Genomic DNA, 18568 nt, shown 5'->3' with positions numbered 1-18568 from the left:
AACGGTCGCTTCCTTTGTACTCACCCTCTCGGGCTTTCCTCCGGGCGCTTCCCTTCGGTGTTTCCGACTCTATCAGATCTTTTCTCGACCCGATTTCCTCGGTGCTTTCCAGGGTCCCGCGTTTTCTCGCGGTTTCCTTTCCGGCGATTCCGACTTTATCAGAAGTTCTTGGCCGTTCTGACCGGCCGCTCATTTCTGAGTAATCGGGAGGTGCTTCTCCGAGATGTCGCTCTCGACCTCTCCGGAAGCTCGTAGAGTCTAGCCTTCGCCGATGAACTTGTCCAGTTCCAGGCAACTGTTTGAATCTACCTCCCCACGCCATCCGTGTCAACGGGTCTCGCGGGGCGAAGAGGAGAGTAGCAGCTCAGAGGGGTGGAACGCACATCACGCGGCGGTCGGCACCGAGGCGCTCCGGTCCGCTGCTTCGAGATCGCCGGTCTCACCTGCACGTACCGCTCGACCGCCCAGGACGTAGACGTACGTCAGGAATGCCAGCTCGGCCACGACGCCGATTCCGATGCGGGCCCAGGTGGGCAGGCCGGACGGGGTGACGAAGCCTTCGATGGCGCCGGAGACGAAAAGAACCAGGGCGAGTCCGATCGCCATGCCGACGGCCGCGCGTCCTTCCTCCGCGAGAGCGGTGCGTCGGCTGCGGGGACCTGGGTCTATGAGTGTCCAGCCCAGGCGCAGTCCCGTACCGGCGGCGACGAAGACGGCGGTCAGTTCGAGCAGGCCGTGCGGAAGGACCAGGCCGAGGAATGTGTCTAGTCGGCCGGCGGAGGACATCAGGCCGAAGCCGACGCCCAGGTTGAGCATGTTCTCGAAGAGGATCCAGAGGACAGGCAGGCCCAGGAAGACGCCCAGGACCAGGCACATCGCGGCTGCCTGGGCGTTGTTCGTCCACACCTGGGCGGCGAAGGCAGCCGCGGGATGGCTGGAGTAGTACGTCTCGTACTCGCCGCCGGGGCGGGTCAGCTCGCGCAGCTGGCTGGGCGCCGCGATCGACGACTGTACGTCCGGGTGAGTGCCGATCCACCAGCCCAGGAGGATCGAGATGGCCGTGGAGACCAGTGCCGTGGGTACCCACCAGTGGCGAGCGCGGTAGACCGCGGCCGGGAAGCCCTGGCCCAGGAAGCGCGTGACGTCACGCCATGAGGCGCGGCGGGTGCCGGTGACGGCGCTACGCGCGCGTGCCACCAGTTGGCTGAGCCGTCCTGTCAGCTGCGGGTCCGGGGCGCTGGACTGGATGAGGGACAGGTGAGTGGCGGTGCGCTGGTAGAGGACGACGAGTTCGTCGGCCTCGGCGCCGGTGAGGCGGCGTCGGCGGCGAAGCAGGGCGTCGAGGCGGTCCCATTCGGCTCGGTGTACGGAGACGAAGACGTCCAGGTCCATCGGGTCTGCCTGCTCCTCGGCTGGTCGTCGACTGCTCGTCGTGGAGTCGTCGTGAATGCTTTCGATCGCGGTCAGATAGTCGCACCGGCGCGCGATGTGCCCACAGCTTGGCAGACTTGCGCTTCCGAGGGCAGATCAGGGAAGGACGGCGGGCGTGAGTGAGCTGGTGACGGGCGAGGCGGTGGCGCTCGAACTGCGGCCGGCAAAGCTGCCGAGCAGGGCGCTGGCCGTGTTGCTCGACCTCGTGGTGGCCGTGGTCACGTACGTCGTCGTCACCATCGCGGTGGTGGTGTCGACCGCGTCGCTGGACGAGGCCGCGCAGGTGGCGCTGTCGATCGCGACGTTTTTGCTGGTGCTGGTCGGCGGGCCGATCGCGGTGGAGACCCTCAGCCATGGACGTTCGCTGGGGAAGCTGGCGTTCGGGCTCCGTGTGGTCCGGGACGACGGTGGGCCGATCCGATTCCGGCACGCGCTCGTGCGGGGCGCGATCGGGGTGGTCGAGATTCTGCTGACGTTCGGCGTGGTCGCCTGCATCGCCTCGCTGGTGTCGGCGCGCGGCCGGCGGCTCGGTGACGTGTTCGCGGGCACGCTGGTCGTGCGTGAGCGAATACCGGCAGGTCGGGCCGGCTTTGTTCCGCCGCCGCCTCCGTGGCTGGCGGGGCGGTTCGCAGAGCTGGACCTGTCGGCGGTGCCGGACGGGCTGTGGCTGGCGGTCCGGCAGTACCTGACCCGGATGGGGCAGCTCGATCCGCAGGTCTCGATGGGAATGGCCCAGCGCCTCGCGGCCGACCTCGTGGCGCGGACGGGGGCTTCTGTGCCACAGGACCTGCCGGCGGCCGTCTTTCTGGCGGCTGTCGTGCACGAGCGGCAGTCGCGTGAGGCCCGGCAGGCGTTCGGCGCCGCTGGGTTCGGCCCCCTGATGACCGCGCCTGGCGCACCGGCCGCTCATCAGCCACCCCCTTCTCCCCAGCCACCGGCTCCTGCCCAGCCACCCACTTACGCTCAGCCGCCGCAGGCTCCGCCTCCGCCTTCGGCCGCACCTCCGCGGGACGAGCCCCCAGCGGACCGCCCGGCCACCGGTTTCGCACCACCGGCGTAGATACGGGTCCGCTCCGTCCCCTTCCGGCCAGCCGCCTCCTCGGACCGACCGGGTTCCGGAGGTTGCGATGGTCCCAGCGGTTACGCCGGACTCGGCTTTCAGTCGAACGTCGACGGCGGCGACTGAAGGTCCTCCAGCTCGATTCCGGGTGCGGCCAAGACGACGTCCCCGGCGATGTGAACGGTGTGCCGCTCACCGGTGTCCAGGGCTGTGACCTGGTATTCGTCCACGGTCAGGGGGCCGTTGTCAGTGGCGTGTGCTTCGCTGTTCACCAGGGCCCAGGACTGGTCCACGGTGCGGGGGGCGAGGACCGGGTCCGTGAAGGCGACCAGGCGTACGCGGGTCGCTTCGGACGAGGGGGTGAGGCGCAGGAGACGGGCGGTGGCGACGAGGAACGCGGGGGACGTGCCGGTGAAGGCGTGGGCGCGCACATTGCCTTCGGTGGCATGCGTTCCGGTGGGATCGGTGCGGACCCAGGTGACGCCGTCGAGGGCGGCGCCGCGCACCTGCCACTCACCCGCGTGGAGTTCGAGGCGGATCGGGCGGCCGAGGTCGTCCAGGGCGAGGTCGACCGAGCCGCGCTGGTCGCCGGCGGGGCTGGTCAGCCGGGAGACATAGCGCCAGCCGGAGGGGCCGGGGGCGCACTGGAAGTGTTCTTCGCCGAGGGGGGTGTGATCGTGCGGATCGTGGAGCGAATAGCGGCCGCGGGGCATGGGGGGTCCTGGGTCTTCGACGGGCTGACGGTCCAGCCGGATGCCGGTGCTCCGGTGCTGTCCGGGCGGGACCGGCCAAAGGGGCAGGCCCCGGCACGGGGGTGCGGGGGCCTGCCTCGGAGGACCTCCTGCCGGGGAGCGCGGCGGTGCGCCGGTGTGCTCCCCGGCGGGCGGGACTACGGAGTCGCCGGCTCAGTAGCGGTAGTGGTCCGACTTGAAGGGGCCGTCGACCTCCACGCCGATGTACGCGGCCTGCTCCGGGCGCAGCTTGGTGAGCTTGACGCCGAGCGCGTCCAGGTGGAGGCGGGCGACCTTCTCGTCGAGGTGCTTGGGCAGCACGTAGACGCCGATCGGGTACTCGTCGGGCTTGGTGAACAGCTCGATCTGGGCCAGGGTCTGGTCCGCGAAGGAGTTGGACATCACGAACGACGGGTGACCGGTGGCGTTGCCCAGGTTCAGCAGGCGGCCCTCGGACAGCACGATGATCTTCTTGCCGTCCGGGAAGGTCCAGGTGTGGACCTGCGGCTTGACCTCGTCCTTGACGACGCCGGGGACCTTGGCGAGGCCGGCCATGTCGATCTCGTTGTCGAAGTGACCGATGTTGCCGACGATCGCCTGGTGCTTCATCTTCGCCATGTCCGACGCAAGGATGATGTCCTTGTTGCCGGTGGTGGTGACGAAGATGTCCGCGGTCTCCACGACCTCATCCAGGGTGGTGACCTGGTAGCCGTCCATCGCCGCCTGCAGGGCGCAGATCGGGTCGATCTCGGTGATGATCACGCGGGCGCCCTGGCCGCGCAGGGACTCGGCGCAGCCCTTGCCCACGTCGCCGTAGCCGAAGACGACGGCGGTCTTGCCGCCGATGAGGACGTCGGTGGCGCGGTTGATGCCGTCGACCAGGGAGTGGCGGCAGCCGTACTTGTTGTCGAACTTCGACTTGGTGACGGCGTCGTTGACGTTGATCGCCGGGAAGAGCAGGGAGCCCTCGCGCTGCATCTCGTACAGGCGGTGGACACCGGTGGTGGTCTCCTCGGTGACGCCACGGATCTCCGAGGCCAGCTGGGTCCACTTCTGGGGGTTCTCGCCCAGGGTGCGGTGCAGCAGCTGGAGGATGACGCGATGCTCGTCGGACTCGGCGGTGTCCAGGGCGGGGACCTCGCCGGCCTTCTCGTACTCGACGCCCTTGTGGACGAGAAGGGTGGCGTCGCCGCCGTCGTCCAGGATCATGTTCGGGCCGCCGGTGGGGCTGTCCGGCCAGGTCAGCGCCTGCTCGGTGCACCACCAGTACTCCTCCAGGGTCTCGCCCTTCCAGGCGAAGACCGGGATGCCCTGCGGGTTGTCGGGCGTGCCGTTCGGGCCGACGGCGATGGCGGCGGCCGCGTGGTCCTGGGTGGAGAAGATGTTGCAGGAAGCCCAGCGGACGCGGGCGCCGAGGGCGACCAGGGTCTCGATGAGCACGGCGGTCTGCACGGTCATGTGCAGGGAGCCGGTGACGCGGGCGCCGGCAAGGGGCTGGGCCTCGGCGTACTCCTTGCGGATCGCCATCAGGCCGGGCATCTCGTGCTCGGCGAGGGTGATCTCCTTGCGGCCGAACTCGGCCAGCGAGAGGTCGGCGACCTTGAAGTCCTGTCGGCTGTCGACAGTCGTCATTGCGAGCTGCTCCTCGGTGTCGGGGCGAGGTGGGTACGGCTGGTCTGCGCGGCGGCGGACGCACGGGTGCCCGAGATGAGGACACTGGCATGCCCACGTGCGCGCAGCGCAGTCCGTCGGAGGCCCTCTCTCCCTCGGTCGGTCCGCTTGGGACCGCCCGACCGCCATCAGCAGCGACGTCTGGCTCCGTCCCAAGCTACACCGGACAGACCGGTCGGCCCCAGTCCGCCTCCGCATGGTTCGAGCCGTCCGGGAGGCGGTTCCGAGGGGCGGGGAGGGGCAGGAGCCGCGCCGGCAGGGGCGCGGGAAGCGCGGGACGGGAGCTCGCAGACCATGACGAACAGGGACTTTCGCACCCTGGGCCAGGGGCGGGGTGGCACGGGATGCAGGTCGGGCCGGGGCCGTCCGGTCCGCTCGCGGAGTGTCCGGGACGGTGCCTCGTGCGGCCAAGGTGTGAGGAGACAGACGTGACTGGTCCGGCCGTCCTCCCTCCCCGGGTGGCCGCGATGACGAGCGGCGGCAGGTGAAGCTGCCGGCGCCGGGAGCGGCTGCCCGCGGCGCCGGACGAGCGCGCCCCCTCCTCGGCGAGCACCCGCACCCGCACCCGCAAGTCAAAGGCGCCCCACCCACAGCCGGTTCACAAAGTGCCGCTATTCTCCGCCGCCTTGGATGGGTCGCTCGGGGAGGACGAGGCATGGCGGGTAGGACGCGGGGGCGCGGGCTGGGGATGTCGGCCGGTGTAGTGGGGGTGCTGGGGCTGGTGTTGGTGATCGGGGCCGTTGGCTGGCTGCGGGGGGCGTACGGGGTCTCCAGCGTGGGTGGGAGCAGCATGCGGCCGACGTACGGGCAGGGGGACCGGATCGTCTGGGAGCGCGTTGACGGGAGCGAGGTGCGGCGCGGTGATGTGGTGTTGTTCCGGCCACCGGACTCCTACGGGTTCGACGGGCCCCTGATGAAGCGGGTCGTCGGCGTGGGTGGGGACCGGGTGCGGTGCTGCATGCTCGTGGGGGCGCGGGAGCGGGTGACCGTGAACGGGAAGCCGGTCGAGGAGCCGTACGTGTACGGCGGCGACGCCGACGGCGCGCACCGGCCGTATGACGTGAAGGTCCCGCAGGGGCGGCTGTTCCTCCTGGGCGACTACCGTGCGAACTCCGACGACTCGCGGTTCCACCTCGACGAGCAGGGCGGCACGGTGTCCGCGGACGCGGTGCTGGGCCGGGTGACGGATGACCGCGCGGTTCCCGCCCTGCTGGTGGCGGCCCTGCTGCTGGGCGGCGTGCTGTTGCTCATCGGCGTCGGCCTGGGCATCGGTTTCCTTGCCGTACGGCGGCGGAGGGCGCCGGAGATGCCGCGGATGCCCTGGCCGGTGCGGCCGAGCGGGAGCTGAGGTCCCGGCTCAGTGGCCGGCGGCGTGCGGGTTCGGGCCGCCGGGAGTGGCCTCCGGGTCCGGGCCCTTGGCCGCCTCGGCCTCGCTGTAGATGTCCGGTTCGAGGTAGATGACGCGGGCGATGGGGACGGCGGCGCGGATGCGGGCCTCGGCGGCGTTGATGGCGTTCGCGACCTGGACGGCCGTGTTGTCGTGCTGCACGGCGATCTTGGCGGCGATCAGCAGCTCCTCGGGGCCGAGGTGGAGCGTGCGCATGTGGATGACGCCGGTGACGGTGTCGCCGTCGACCATCGCCTCCTCGATCTTCTGGATCACGTCCGGGCCCGCCGCCTCGCCGAGCAGCAGCGACTTGGTCTCGGCGGCCAGGACCAGGGCGATCAGGACGAGCAGGACGCCGATGCAGACGGTGCCGACGCCGTCCCAGATGCCGTCGCCGGTGAGCACGGACAGGCCGACGCCGAGGAGGGCCAGGACGAGACCGATCAGTGCGCCGAAGTCCTCCAGCAGGACCACGGGCAGCTCGGGGGCCTTGGCACGGCGGATGAACTGCGACCAGGACAGCTTGCCGCGCAGTTCGTTCGACTCCCTGATGGCCGTGCGGAAGGAGAAGCCCTCGGCGATGACCGCGAAGACCAGCACGCCCACCGGCCAGTACCAGTCCTTCAGTTCGTGCGGGTGGCTGATCTTCTCGAAGCCCTCGTAGATGGCGAACATGCCGCCGATGGAGAACAGGACGATCGAGACCAGGAAGGCGTAGATGAATCGCTCGCGGCCGTAGCCGAAGGGGTGCTGCGGGGTCGCCTCGCGCTGGGCCTTCTTGCCGCCGATGAGCAGCAGGAACTGGTTGCCGGAGTCGGCGAGCGAGTGGACGCCCTCGGCGAGCATCGAGGAAGAGCCGCTGAACGCGAACGCCACGAACTTGGATGCCGCGATCGCGAGGTTGGCGCCGAGTGCCGCCACGATCGCCTTCGTACCGCCTGACGCGCTCATGAGTCCGCGTTGTCCCTTCGCCCTAGTCGTCGCCTTGGCACGGCGCCTTCGCACGGCCACGCCGTCCAGGCGTGGCCGTACTTTGCCCGGCCTTTGCCGGTGGGCCATTCTTGCAGCCCGGCCGGGCGCCGCCGCGTCAGGTATCCACAACCCCGGTCAGACGATCACAGGTCATACGATCACAGTGGCACGGAAGATCGTGCCCGCACCGGAGATCTCCGCCGTCTCGCCGGCCGGGACGAAGACCGACTGCCCCGGGCGCAGCTCGTGCTCGCCGGCGCGGACCGAGCCGACCGTGCAGAGCAGTATCTGCGGGGTGCCGAGGGTGAGGTCGCGGGCGGTACCGCCCTCGGAAAGGACGTACCGGGAGAGCCGGAACTCGTCGATCGGCGTGTCGTAGACCTCCTCGCCGGCCGGGGAGGCCTCGGGGCGCAGTACGCCCGGGTCGCTCGCCTCGAAGCGGACGACACGCAGCAGTTCGGGGACGTCGACGTGCTTGGGGGTCAGGCCGCAGCGCAGGACATTGTCGGAGTTGGCCATGATCTCGACGCCGAGGCCGTTCAGGTACGCGTGCGGGATGCCGGCGCCGAGGAAAAGGGCCTCGCCGGGCTGCAGGCGCACGTGGTTCAGCAGCATCGCCGCGATGACGCCGGGGTCGCCCGGGTAGTGCTGGGCGAGGTCGGCGTAGGCGGTGTAGTCGCCGCCGAGGCGGGCGCAGGCGGCGCTTGCCTCGGCGACCGTGTGCGCCATCTCCTCCGAGTCGGCGGTGAGGATCGCGGTGAGCACCTCGCGCAGGGCCGCTTCCTCGGGCTGGGCGTGCAGCAGATCGACGTACGGCTTGAGGGAGGCGACGCCGAGCCCCTCGAGCAGGTCGGCGGCCCGGACCGGGTCGCGGAAGCCGCACAGGCCGTCGAACTCGGTGAGCGCGCAGATCAGTTCGGGCTTGTGGTTGGCGTCCTTGTAGTTGCGGTGCGGGGCGTCGACCGGGATGCCGCGGCGCTCCTCGTCGGCGTAACCCTCCGCGGCCTGTTCCAGGTTGGGGTGCACCTGGAGGGAGAGTGGCGCGCCGGCGGCGAGGATCTTCAGCAGGAACGGCAGCCGCGGTCCGAACTTCGCGACCGCCCCGGCGCCCAGCTCGCGCTCCGGGTCGGCGTCGATGACGTCGACGAGCGTCCCGCGCGCGGTGCGCGAGGGGGCTCCCGGGTGCGCGCCCATCCACATCTCCGCCTGCGGCTCACCGGTCGGCTCGACACCGAGGAGATGCGGGATGGCGGTGGGGGAACCCCAGGCGTAGGGGCGGATGGTGTTGTCGAGGCGGTCCATGTGTCTTCTCTGTCTCCGTACGTACGGCTGCCCCAGCCGACGCCGGTGCTGGCGCCGGTGCCGGTACTGGTTGCCGTGCTGATGGTGGGCGCGGGGGTTCCGGCCCGTAGCCAGATCAGGCCCTCGAAGCGAGCGCCAGGTAAACAGCGGCGAAATCCGTGACGGCGATCAGTTCAGCGAGCGACTCCAGTTCGCCGCCTTCCTCCGGTTCGAGTTCGCTGATCGGCGTGTCGTGGCTGAGGGCCAGGTCACGGGCGGCGGGGGCGGCGGTGAGGCCGCTGATGGGGCGGTCGCGGAGCAACACCACGCGCGCGTGCAGCGCGGGCGGCTCCTCGACGCGGTCGCGGAAGAAGTCGTCGGGGTCGGCGCTGGCGGCCAGCGAGCCGGCCAGCAGGGCGCTGTGCGCGGAGAGCGCCTCGGGGAGTTCGGCGACGAGCGCGGGGCGGCCGGCGAGTTCGGCGAGGGCCGCGGCGAAACGGTGGCCGGCGGGGCCCGCCGAGGGCCCTTCCGTCCACACCACGGGCAGGGCGTCGGCGAGCTCGGCGGCGAGGGTCTTGGCAGGGTTGCTGTAGGTCGCGATGGCGGGGCCGCAGCGCTCGGCGATGTGATCCAGGCGGTCGGCGACCTTCTCCAGCGCCTCCGGCGGGGCGCTGATCAGTCCGATCCGGTCCAGCACCGCCAGCAGCGGGGTGAGCAGCGCCCAGAAGACGCCCGAGGAGGACGCGGCGAGCGGTTCCTCCTGGTCGTACGGCGCCGTCGCCATCGGTACGAACAGGCCGTGCGCGCCGGTGACCGCTTCCGCGAGCGGGGTGCCGGCCGGGGTCACGGCGACGACCGAGCAGCCGCGGCGGTAGGCCTGGTCGGTGAGCAGGGACAGGCTCGGTTCGGTGCCGTCCGGGGTGGCGATCAGCAGCAGGTCCACGGAGCCGGCCCAGCCCGGGAGCTCCCAGCGCAGGGCCCCCGCGGCCGGGGCCACGCCGGTCGGGGCCAGACGGACCACGGGGCTGCCGACGCCGGCCAGGGTGCCGAGGAGGTCGGCGGTGTGGGTGGCGGCGGCGCCGGGGCCGGCGATGAGGACGGCGCGGGGACGGCCGTCGGGCTTGAGGTCGCCGACGCCGGCCTCGGTGGCGTGCCGGGCCGCGGTACGAACGCGGGCGCCGGCCTCGGCGGCGCCGCGCAGCAGGCCTCGGCGGTCGGCCTCGGCAAGGCCCTCCGGGGTGTCGAGCAGCGATTCGTCCAGCATGGGCGGTTGCCTCCGATCGCCGGGGTCCTGTGTGGGTTGGCTACGACGTGAGGGGCGTCGTCACTGGGGGCGTCGGGCCTCGTCCACGAGGAGGACCGGGATGCCGTCGCGGACGGGGTAGGCGAGGCCGCAGTCCTGGCCGGTGCAGATCAGCTCGGCGTCCTGCTCCTTGAGGGGGGCGTGGCAGGCCGGGCAGGCGAGGATCTCCAGGAGGCCGGCTTCGAGCGGCATGGGGTGTCCCTTCGAGGGCGGATGTCTGTCTGTGGATGTGCCTGGTCAGCGTACCGCTGGTGGACGGGCTGAGCCGGGCTGTCGGTACCGTCCAGGGGGCACCGCCCCCTGAACGCCGTTTGCCCGGCCGCTCAGCCCCTGATGATCGCCAGGGCCTCGTCCCTGATCTTGGTCATCGTGGCCTCGTCCTTCGCCTCGGCGTTCAGGCGGAGCAGCGGCTCGGTGTTGGAGGGGCGGACGTTGAACCACCAGTCGGGGGCGGCGACGGTGAGGCCGTCGAGGTCGTCCAGGGTGACGTCGGCGCGGTTCTCGTACGCGGAGCGGATCGCGGCGAGGCGGGCGGCCTGGTCGGCGACGGTCAAGTTGATCTCGCCGGAGCCGGTGTAGCGGTCGTACTGGGCGACGAGGGCGGACAGGGGGCCCTCCTGGCCGCCGAGGGCGGCGAGGACGTGCAGGGCGGCCAGCATGCCCGTGTCGGCGTTCCAGAAGTCCTTGAAGTAGTAGTGCGCGGAGTGCTCGCCGCCGAAGATCGCTCCGCTGCGGGCCATCTCGGCCTTGATGAAGGAGTGGCCGACGCGGGTGCGGACCGGGGCGCCGCCGTTCTCCGTCACGACCTCGGGGACCGTACGGGACGTGATCAGGTTGTGGATGACCGTGCCCTTGCCGCCGTTGCGCGCGAGTTCGCGGGCGGCGACCAGCGCGGTGATCGCGGACGGGGAGACCGGATCGCCGTGCTCGTCCACGACGAAGCAGCGGTCGGCGTCGCCGTCGAAGGCGATGCCGAGGTCGGCGCCCTCCGCCGGGACGCGCTTTTGCAGGTCCACGAGGTTGGCCGGGTCGAGCGGGTTGGCCTCGTGGTTGGGGAAGGTGCCGTCCAGTTCGAAGTACATCGGGACGAGAGTCAGCGGCAGGCCGGTGAAGACCGAGGGGACTGTGTGGCCGCCCATGCCGTTGCCGGCGTCGACCACGACCTTCAGCGGGCGGATGGAGGTCAGGTCGACCAGGGAGCGGAGGTACGCCGCGTAGTCCTCCAACGTCTCGCGCGAGGACAGGGTTCCCGGCCGGTCGACCGGCTCGGGAGCGCCCGACTCCAGCCACCGCTCGACCAGTTCGCGGATCTGCGCGAGGCCGGTGTCCTGGCCGACCGGGGCGGCGCCCGCGCGGCACATCTTGATGCCGTTGTACTGGGCCGGGTTGTGGGAGGCGGTGAACATGGCGCCCGGCAGGTTCAGCGCGCCCGAGGCGTAGTACAGCTGGTCGGTGGAGCACAGGCCGATCTCGGTGACGTCCACGCCACGGTCCGCCGCGCCGCGCGCGAAGGCGCGGGACAGGCCGGGGGACGAGGGCCGCATGTCGTGGCCGACGACGATGGCCGCCGCACCCGTCACCTCCGCGAAGGCGGCGCCGAAGAGCCCGGCCAGTGACTCGTCCCACTGGTCCGGAACCACTCCGCGTACGTCGTACGCCTTCACGATCTGCGACAGATCAGCAGTCACAGCCAACCCTCCTGAAAGTCCTATGGGTACCCACAAACTACCCGTCCGGGGTAAGGGCGTGGTGTGCGGACACCAGGTGGACGCCCAGACGTAACCGGGGGTGGGGTGCGGTGCGCCGGTTTGACGGCTGTGGGCTGCGTGGGGGTGGGCTCAGTTGTCCGGGGAGCGCAGGACGCGCAGGTGGCCGCGGCGGGCGACCTCCATGGGGTCCGCCGCACGGGCTCCGCCGCCCGCCTCGGCCGCGCGTTCCTGGGGGCGGGCCGCCTCGCGCACGGCGTTCGCGAGCGCTTCCAGGTCGTCTCCGCTGGGCCGCGCGGGGGCGGAACCGTCGAGAAGGCGGACGACCTCCCAGCCACGGGGGGCGGTGAGGCGTTCGGAGTGCTCGGCGCACAGGTCGTAGCAGTGCGGCTCGGCGTAGGTCGCGAGCGGGCCGAGGACCGCGGTCGAGTCGGCGTAGACGTACGTCAGCGTCGCGACGGCGGGTCGGCCGCAGGCGGTGCGCGAACAGCGACGTACAGGGCTCACGACGTTGGACGGTACCGCACTCTTGAGCGGGCCGCGACGACTCTCCACCAGGTCACTCCACCGTGTCGTGCTGTGAAACGCCCCACACACCCCTTCGTGGAGGCCCCGTTGACCTGCGTGGACGGGTTCTCGTCGGGTTTTGGGCGCGGCTCGATACGGTCATGAGTCTGCACAAACACCGTCAATTGCCTTGAGTTCGGCGGTCTCGGAGGGTTACGGAAACGAGCCAGACGTTGGCTGGAACGGTCAACCTGCGACATGGAGGCGGAGGCGGCCGATCGCAGCCGAACGGGGCCGATCGGGGGCGGGCTGATCGGCGGGGGGCGGGGTCGGCCGATGAGGCGTCTAGATCGACCGAGAACGTGGTCGGCCGCGCGTGGCTGGTCGGGGTGGGATGAGGGGTGGGGTGGGGCGTCGTGTGGGGCGGGCGCGGGGAGCGTGCGGGGACTACGCTTCCCCAGTGATGGACAACCGTGTACCGCCCCGTGCCGCCGGCCCCGGGCCCCGTCGCCGTGATCGTCACGGGAGGGGCATGCGGGGGCCGATCGCGCCGCCACAGGTGCCGCTGGCGGCCAGCCGTGCCGATGTGTTCGCGGACCTGGTGCAGGACTCCGTGGAACGTCTCGAACGGCGGTGGCCGCAGCTTGCCGACATCGACTTCCTCGTGCTGGAGGTGCCCCGGCTGGACGGGAGCGGTGAGCAGGTGTGGAGTGACGAAGCCGTGCCGCTGGGCGGGGTCGTGCCCGCGCGGGACGGGCGGCGGGCGCGGGTGGTCGTGTACCGGCGGCCGGTGGAGATCCGCACCAAGGGGCGGGATGAGCGGGCCGCGCTGGTGCATGAGGTCGTCGTGGAGCAGGTTGCCGAGTTGCTCGGGCTGACGCCGGAGACCGTGGATCCGCGGTACGGGGAGGATTAGGGCGGGCCGAGGGGGTACGGCGTTTGGGGGCCTGTTCTGCCGGGGTGCCCTGTGCTGTGGCTGGACGACGGGGCGTTTCGCTTGCCCGCGCCGGCTTGCCGCTGCGGCCGGCCGTGCCGCCCCAGCGGCACGACTGCCCGCGGCCACGGCGGCATGACGGCCGCCACCGAGCACCCGCAGCCGCCCACGCACCAGCGCCCGAACCCCGACGGCGCTACGAAGCGTCGCCCCTCACTTCTGCAGGACCGACAGATCCTCCGTCGTCCTCGGTACCGCCACCATCCCCCGGTCGTTCGGGAGGGTTTGGATGGTGAAGCCGGGGATTCCGGACTCTGTGGCGGAGAGGGTGCGGGAGGCGTAGACCGGACCGCCGGAGACGGTTTCGACGGTGAGGGCGTAGGTGCCCTTCAGGCCGGAGGGGACGGGGACGGTCACGTCCTCCGTGGTGCCGGACTTGATCGTGTAGGTCTTCGTCGTCGGCGTACCGCCCTCGCTGCCCGCCGACGCGGTGACCTTGACCGTGGCGGTGGCGGTGGGCGCGGTCAGGGCGAGGGTCGTGCCCTTGGCGCTGTTGTCGGCCGAGGTCGCGCGGGTGCCAACCGGGGCGGTGGCCGGGATGAAGGCCGTCTCCTGCTTGTCGCCCTTGCCTCGGACCACCCGGAGGGCCGCCACGACCGGGACCGACTGGTCCGTGGGGGTCAGGACCAGGGAGCCCGCCTCGCCTCTCGTCACCTCGCCCAGGTCGGCCGTGGTCGTCATGCCCGACTTCACGTGCAGGGTCTCGCTGCCCGCCGGGGTGATCAGGCCGTCCGGTGAGGCCAGGCGGACCTTCAGGTCGGCGTCGTCGCCGCCGGGGGTGAAGGCGATCAGGCGGACGTCGGTGGCGTCCTTGGGGATGCCGGGCAGGACCAGGCTGCCGGCGGGGTCGGCGGCCGCGGCCAGCCAGTCGCCGCCCAGCTTGTCGTCCAGGGCCTGTACCGACGCGCCGACCCGGCCGCTGCGCACGCTGACGTGCACGGTCAGGTCGGCCTGCTGTTCGTCGGTGAGCGTGGACAGCAGGATCGGCTTGCTCGCGTGCGCCGGGACGGTCTGGTTCTCGCCGAGCGGGGACTTGATCGCGCCGTTCTTGCCGTACAGCTCGATGTCGACGACCGCGGGGGTGTCGTCGGGGTTGGTGAGGTGGACGTAGTCGGTGCGGTCGGTGGCCGTGCTGGCGCCCGGGAACCAGAAGTCGGTGTCCGCGGCGGTGCAGTTGACGCCCTGCAGGCCGCGGCCGGTGCCGGCGGCGACCTCGGTGGTCTCCTGGACGGTCCAGCCGGGTGCGAACTTCCCGTCGGCGGTGCCGATGAGCGCGGGCGCGTCCGCGCCGGAGGTGTCGCCGGTGGCCGGGGTGCCCGGTGCCTTCGGGGTGAGCACCGGCTGGTCCGCCGTCTTCTTCCCGCCCTTGGCCCCCTTGGCGCCCTTGCCTGTCCGGGAGTTGTCCGTGCCGTCCGCCGAGTTCTCGCCGGCGGCCTGGAGTCGGGCCTTGCCGTCGCTCGCCGCGCCCTGGGTGACGGGTGTGTACGACGTGTACGACGTGTCGGCGATGTCCGAGACGCTCGGCGGCGGGCACAGCAGGCTGGTGCGCTGGACCGGCAGGTTCGCGGCCGCCTGGGGGGCGGAGGCACCGGAGGCGGACGGGCCGTCGAACGCGGCGAACGCGGTGACGGCGGCCAGCGCGGTGCCGGCGGCGATCAGGGACAGGGTGGTGCGGTTCACTGCTGGCTCCCGTCGGGGCGCTCGCTGCCGGTGCCGTGGGGGTGCTGGGCCGGGTCGTAGCCCTGCTGGGCGGGGTCGTACGCCGGGTGGTAGCCCTGCTGGTAGGCCGTCGGGTCGTACGGCATCTGGTCGTCCGTACCGCCGTAGGCGTACGGGTCGTACTGGCCCTGGCCCGTCTGGTACGGGTCGGCGGCCGGGTACGCCTGCTGGTCGTAGTCGGAGGGCGGGTACTGGCCGCCGTTGTGGTACTGGTCGGTTCCGTAGCCGGCGTATCCGGCGTTCGTGTACGAACCCTGGTCCCAGTCCTCGTAGGACTGCTGGTGGGGTACGGCGGGGTCCTCCGGCAGCGGCGGTGCCGCCAGGGGCTCCTCGCCGGACTGTTCGTCGCCGGCCTGTTCCTCGGCCTGGGCGCGCAGCCGGCGGGCTCGGCGGCCCTCGCCGGCGACGGCCTGGGCGGGCAGCGGCTCCTCCTCGGGCAGGTCGTCGTCGACGTCGCGGCGGCGGCCGGGCAGGGCGAGGACGACCAGGACGACGGCGAGCGCGCCCTGGGCCCACAGCCAGGCGGTGTGGGTGATCGGGTCGGTGTAGGTGACGTCCAGCCTGCCGCCGTCGGCGGGCAGTTGGAAGCCCTGGGCCCAGCCGTCGACCGTGGTGGGGGTGAGCGGTCTGCCGTTCAGGGTGGCCGTCCAGCCGTCGGAGGCGGTGTCGGCGAGGCGCAGGACGCGGCTACCCGAGCCGGACGGGATGGTCGTGTGGATCTCCACCGGTCCCGCGGTGACCGGCTGGGCGGCGCCCGAGCCGCCGGCGGGGACGATGGTGGCCCGGGAGACCTCCTGGTCGACGCGGTACAAGGCACCGCCGTTCTGCTGGCTGAGCCGGGACAGGCCGGGGGTGGTGTCGAGGACGCGGGTGATGTCGCGGGGCGCGCCCTTGTGGACGAGGACGTACCGCACGGCGAAGCCGCCGAGTTCGTCGGCCTGGTCGGCGCCGGAGCCGGCGACGAGGTTGGCGACGACCTTGTCCAGCCGGGTGTTCTGGCCGTCGGCGGCGCTGATCTCGGCGTCGCCCATGCGGGCGCCGGAGCCGCGGACCAGGGTGTAGCGCACGCGCGCGGTGGAGTCGCTGTCCAGGATCAGGGTGCGGGCCCGGTCGCCGGTGGAGGAGTCCTCGGCGACGAACGCGGGCACCTGGGTCGGGTCGCGGCGCTCCAGGGGGCCGTCGGCGCCGCGGATCATCCAGCCGGCGGCGACGAGCAGCGGACCCGCGGCGCAGGCGAAGGCGATCAGGGCGGCGACGGGCTGGCGCCAGCCGAAGCTCTGCTCGGCCACACGCGCGCGTGCGCCGTCGGCGCCGACGGCTGCGGCGGCCAGCAGGGCGATGCCGTAGACGAGGGTGGCCGGTCCGGCCCAGGCGGACCTGTTGGACAAGGCGGCGAAGACGAGGCCGACCAGGGCGACGGCCCACGCGGTGCGGATGGCCGGCTGCCGCTCGGAGCGCAGGAGTGCGCCGAGGGCGGCGAGGACGACACCGATGAGCATCAGGCCGTGCACGGTGCCGGGGCCGCCGGGGCTGGCGCCGAGCAGGTCGAGCGCGGAGGCGGCCGAGGTGCCGTAGGCCAGTCCGGCTTCCTTGAAGAAGCCGGTCGGGAGCAGGGTCAGCGACCAGGGGGCGAGGACCAGCAGCGGGGTGCCGAGCTGGACGAGGAAGCGCAGGGCGTGGGCGACGAGGTCGCCGCGGCGCAGCACGAGCACACCGATGCCGAGGAACAGCGCGATGGGCCAGACGATCGGCGTGAAGGCGGTGGTGATGGTCAGCAGCAGCGCGTACGCCCAGGTGGCGCGCCAACTGCCGCGTGCGCCGGTGCGGTTGGCGAGGCCGCTCGCGGCGATCCCGGCGCGCGCGATGAGCGGCAGCAGCACGGCGAGGACGGCGGTGCCGATGCGGCCGCCGGCCAGGGCGCCGGCGGTGGCGGGCAGGAAGGCGTAGGCGATGGCCACCCAGGCGCGCAGCAGCCGGGAGGTGACGAGCGGCCGGGAGGCGAAGTAGGCGGTGAATCCGGCGAGCGGTACCGAGGCGACCAGCAGGACCGTCATCGCGAGTCCGGTGGAGCCGAACAGGATCGTGGCGAGGGTCGCGATGATCGCGAGGTAGGGCGGTCCGGCGGGGGTGCCGCCCGCGCCGACCGGGTGCCAGGAGTCGGCGAAGCGGGACCACAGCTCGCCGGCGCCGGCCGGGGCGGGCAGCAGGGCGCCGCCCGCGAGCGCGCCGCCGCCGAGCAGGGCACGGCAGGCGGCCAGGGAGATGAGCAGCAGGGCGAGGAAGAGCACGGGGCCGGGCTTGCGGGCGATCCGCTTGAGCCGGGCGAACTGCTCGACCTCCAGGAAGTCGGCGTCGTCGCCACCGGGCCCGGACTCCACCGCGCCGCCGTGCCGGCCGGCCGGGGAGGTGTCGTCGGAGCCGCTGGTGAAGTTGGCCGCGAGCTGTTCCACGGTGGCCCGGATGGTGGCGCCGGGCGGCGGGAACAGCTGGCGCAGTTCGCCCTTGTCGATCTGCGAGGGTCCGCGGCGGCGCCGGGCGGCGATGATCCGCTCGGGGCGCAGCAGGGTGCCGAGCAGGCCGCGGATCTCGTCGACGGCCTGGCCGGGGACCTTGCCGACGAGATAGGCGATGGTGCGCAGGACGGTGCCGAAAACGAGCCGCAGCAGCGCCCAGGGCAGCGCGGCGCCGCGGGTGTTGACAAGCAGGGTGTAGACGGCGCCGGCCTTGTCGACCTTGTGCGGGGAGGCGGCGGTGCGGCCCACGCAGTCGACGGTGCGGCGCTCGCGGGAGGCGGCCTCGGCGTGCCGTACGACGGCGTCGGGGGCGATCAGGACGCGGTGGCCGGCGGTGTGGGCGCGCCAGCACAGGTCGACGTCGTCGCGCATCAGGGGCAGTCGGCGGTCGAAGCCGCCGAGCTGTTCGAAGACGTCGCGGCGGATGAGCATGCCAGCGCTGGAGACGGACAGCACGGTGCGCACGTGGTCGTGCTGGCCTTGGTCCTGTTCGCGGCGGTCCAGGCCGGTCCAGCGGCGGCCGGAGTTGGCGATGGAGACGCCGACCTCCAGCAGTTGCCGGCGGTCGTACCAGCCGCGGAGCTTGGGGCCGACGACCGCCACGTCGTCGCGGCCGAGTTCGAGTTCGTTGTCGACGACGCGCAGCAGCTCGGCGAGGGCGTCGGGGTCGGGGGCGCAGTCGTCGTGCAGCAGCCAGAGCCACTGGATGGGCTCGCCGTACGGCAGTGCGGGCAGGTCGTAGGCGTCGTCGCGCCATGTGCGCGTGACGGGGTCCCAGCCGCTGGGGCGCTTGAGGTACGGCAGCTCTTCCGGGGTGAGGAGCGGGGCGGTGCGGCTCGCCTCCTCGACGGCCTGGCCGAACCCGGTGCGGCGGGCGAGGTGCAGCACGTTGGCGTCGCCGAGGGCGTCGGTGAGCATCCGGGCGGAGTCGTCCGCGCTGCCGGTGTCGGCGGCCACCGCGTACTGGACGGGCCGCTCCTGGCCGAGCAGCCCGGCGAGCGCGTCGGGCAGCCAGCGGGCGCCGTCGTGGGAGACGAGGACCGCGGTCACCACGTGGCGCGGGAACTCTGGTGTGGCAGCGTGCTCTTGGGCTGCCGTGTGGCTGTGCACGGACATCGAGGTACGGGCCCCGGTTCGATGGACTGCGGTGGACGCCTGCGCCCTCTCGGGGGCCGAGGGGACGGCGGGGCGTCTCGGACGAGCGACCACACTATCGGCTGGCCATGACGACGGCCCGCCGCCTGTGGATAACCCACCGGCGACGGGCCGTTCGTGACGTTTTGGTGTGGATTC

The 18568-nt window shown here is 72.1% G+C and carries 14 protein-coding genes; 3 read left to right on the top strand and 11 right to left on the bottom strand.

Going from position 1 to position 18568, the window contains the following annotated elements:
• Positions 1-384: 384 nt before the first annotated feature.
• Positions 385-1392 (bottom strand): stage II sporulation protein M, encoded by a 1008-nt coding sequence (locus AB0M27_RS20270; RefSeq protein WP_365723227.1) that lies wholly within the window; start codon positions 1390-1392, stop codon positions 385-387.
• 154 nt (positions 1393-1546) lie between these two features.
• Here AB0M27_RS20270 and AB0M27_RS20265 point away from each other — a divergent pair, with 154 nt between their 5' ends.
• Positions 1547-2491, top strand: coding sequence for an RDD family protein (locus AB0M27_RS20265; RefSeq protein WP_365723226.1), 945 nt, complete (start codon positions 1547-1549; stop codon positions 2489-2491).
• Between the two features lie 98 nt (positions 2492-2589).
• Here the strand turns inward: AB0M27_RS20265 and AB0M27_RS20260 are convergent, their stop codons facing one another.
• Positions 2590-3204, bottom strand: coding sequence for a hypothetical protein (locus AB0M27_RS20260; RefSeq protein ID WP_365723225.1), 615 nt, complete (start codon positions 3202-3204; stop codon positions 2590-2592).
• 192 nt (positions 3205-3396) lie between these two features.
• Positions 3397-4854: an adenosylhomocysteinase gene (gene ahcY / locus AB0M27_RS20255; protein ID WP_365723224.1), complete on the bottom strand. Its 1458-nt coding sequence runs from the start codon at positions 4852-4854 to the stop codon at positions 3397-3399.
• Between the two features lie 694 nt (positions 4855-5548).
• Between ahcY and lepB the strand changes: the two genes are divergently transcribed.
• Positions 5549-6241 (top strand): signal peptidase I, encoded by a 693-nt coding sequence (gene lepB / locus AB0M27_RS20250; protein WP_365723223.1) that lies wholly within the window; start codon positions 5549-5551, stop codon positions 6239-6241.
• A 9-nt stretch (positions 6242-6250) separates the two neighbouring features.
• On the opposite strand, the gene AB0M27_RS20245 is transcribed toward lepB, so the two are convergent.
• The 6 genes from AB0M27_RS20245 to AB0M27_RS20220 all read right to left on the bottom strand — a co-directional run bounded on the left by AB0M27_RS20245 (position 6251) and on the right by AB0M27_RS20220 (position 12097).
• Positions 6251-7231, bottom strand: a complete 981-nt coding sequence (locus AB0M27_RS20245; protein ID WP_365723222.1) for a cation diffusion facilitator family transporter — start codon at positions 7229-7231, stop codon at positions 6251-6253.
• A gap of 171 nt (positions 7232-7402) precedes the next feature.
• The gene (gene manA, locus AB0M27_RS20240) at positions 7403-8554 is read right to left on the bottom strand and encodes a mannose-6-phosphate isomerase, class I (protein ID WP_365723221.1); all 1152 of its coding nucleotides are present in this window, start codon (positions 8552-8554) and stop codon (positions 7403-7405) included.
• Between the two features lie 115 nt (positions 8555-8669).
• Complete coding sequence (locus AB0M27_RS20235; protein ID WP_365723220.1) at positions 8670-9797, bottom strand: SIS domain-containing protein; 1128 nt, start codon at positions 9795-9797, stop codon at positions 8670-8672.
• Between the two features lie 60 nt (positions 9798-9857).
• Positions 9858-10028, bottom strand: coding sequence for a Trm112 family protein (locus AB0M27_RS20230; RefSeq protein WP_351812221.1), 171 nt, complete (start codon positions 10026-10028; stop codon positions 9858-9860).
• Between the two features lie 131 nt (positions 10029-10159).
• Positions 10160-11524: a phosphomannomutase/phosphoglucomutase gene (locus tag AB0M27_RS20225; RefSeq protein ID WP_365723219.1), complete on the bottom strand. Its 1365-nt coding sequence runs from the start codon at positions 11522-11524 to the stop codon at positions 10160-10162.
• A gap of 150 nt (positions 11525-11674) precedes the next feature.
• The gene (locus tag AB0M27_RS20220; RefSeq protein WP_365723218.1) at positions 11675-12097 is read right to left on the bottom strand and encodes a DUF3499 domain-containing protein; all 423 of its coding nucleotides are present in this window, start codon (positions 12095-12097) and stop codon (positions 11675-11677) included.
• A 415-nt stretch (positions 12098-12512) separates the two neighbouring features.
• Here AB0M27_RS20220 and AB0M27_RS20215 point away from each other — a divergent pair, with 415 nt between their 5' ends.
• Positions 12513-12965, top strand: coding sequence for a metallopeptidase family protein (locus tag AB0M27_RS20215; RefSeq protein WP_365723236.1), 453 nt, complete (start codon positions 12513-12515; stop codon positions 12963-12965).
• Between the two features lie 231 nt (positions 12966-13196).
• Here the strand turns inward: AB0M27_RS20215 and AB0M27_RS20210 are convergent, their stop codons facing one another.
• Complete coding sequence (locus AB0M27_RS20210; protein WP_365723217.1) at positions 13197-14723, bottom strand: DUF5719 family protein; 1527 nt, start codon at positions 14721-14723, stop codon at positions 13197-13199.
• Positions 14720-18391, bottom strand: a complete 3672-nt coding sequence (locus AB0M27_RS20205) for a glycosyltransferase (protein WP_365723216.1) — start codon at positions 18389-18391, stop codon at positions 14720-14722. Before AB0M27_RS20205 ends, AB0M27_RS20210 begins: the two co-directional genes overlap by 4 nt.
• Positions 18392-18568: the final 177 nt, after the last annotated feature.

The organism is Streptomyces sp. NPDC052107 (assembly GCF_040680215.1).
Taxonomy (GTDB): Bacteria; Actinomycetota; Actinomycetes; order Streptomycetales; family Streptomycetaceae; genus Streptomyces.
This window is presented reverse-complemented; position numbering and strand designations above follow the sequence as displayed.